Origin of the sequence: Burkholderia reimsis, assembly GCF_003294055.1 — a bacterium.
Lineage (GTDB): Bacteria > Pseudomonadota > Gammaproteobacteria > Burkholderiales > Burkholderiaceae > Burkholderia > Burkholderia cepacia.
This window is the reverse complement of sequence record NZ_QMFZ01000113.1, coordinates 1-1088: the sequence shown is the minus strand read 5'-3', so window position 1 is coordinate 1088 and position 1088 is coordinate 1. Positions and strand designations below refer to the sequence as shown.

General features: G+C 59.1%; 1 protein-coding gene. It reads right to left on the bottom strand.

Annotation, left to right across the window (positions count from 1 at the left end):
* Positions 1-1088: hypothetical protein (locus DPV79_RS41445; protein WP_133295806.1), on the bottom strand; the 1088-nt coding region annotated here is incomplete at both ends.

The window sequence follows — 1088 nt, the reverse complement described above, 5'->3', positions numbered from 1 at the left end:
GTCTGCTGGTAGCTATACGTCTCCGAGTTCGGATTCGTCGTCGTAGCCGTCCCGCATCCAGAGAAACCGGATGCACATCCCGCCGTCACGGTCTTCGAACCGTTGTTCGTTCCTTGGTTCGTAAAGCTCGCGGCCGTCACGTTCACGTCATGGCCGGCCGTAATGGCACCGGCATTGGTCAAATTGCCACCCGACAGGTTGACGTTATTACCCGCGAGAATCTGTCCGACAGGCGTTTGGATCGTCGACGTGGACGAGACCGATTGCACCGTCACCGCACTCGGTGCGAGGAAGCTGAACTTCGCGGGCGGATTCGGTGACCCAACACCGCAACCAGAGCTATCGCAATACGTCCCGAACATATTGCCACTGCCGCGCACCGAAACCGGTTGCTGAATCACCATCCCGGCCAGCGTGGTCGCGGGAGGCGACAGCGCAGCTACGCCGCTGATGAACGCCTGCAACGACGCGCTATCGACCGTATCGGTGACGCTCGACGTGTAGGTTACGCCGCCATTGTTCAACGTCTGAACGTTCACATTTGCATCGTTAGCAGCACTAACCGTCCCTCCCTGATTGTTCAAGACATTTGCTTGCAAATTGAGATTATTGCCGGCCGCAATCACGGACGGCGTATTGCTACCGGCCACGCTCGTGCGCGTCTCGGTGACGGTCGGGATCGTGAATGTCTGCGTCAGATACGGGCCATTCGAGTCCCCTGTCGGGACCGTGCCGTCTTGCACGACCCACACATACGCCGGACCACTGCCGCCACCGCTGTTGACCGCGTAGGGGGTACGCACAAACGTTACCGTCCCCGAGGTCGCGACCGGTTGAAATGCATTCGGTCCGGATGCGATATGGTTAGCGTTCGGCGCCGAACGATAATACGTCGCGAGATTGACGATTGGAATCGGGACCCCGGCCAATGCAAGTTGCATCTGGTCGTAGAACGACGGATGCGGGTCCGGCACCATCGTCGAATTACCGGCGGGCGACAACAATCCGCCCAGCGTTGACGTCAGCGTATAAACGTAAGGAGTGAGCGAACCACTTTGCCCGGCGTCGATATACCAGAACGCCTCCGT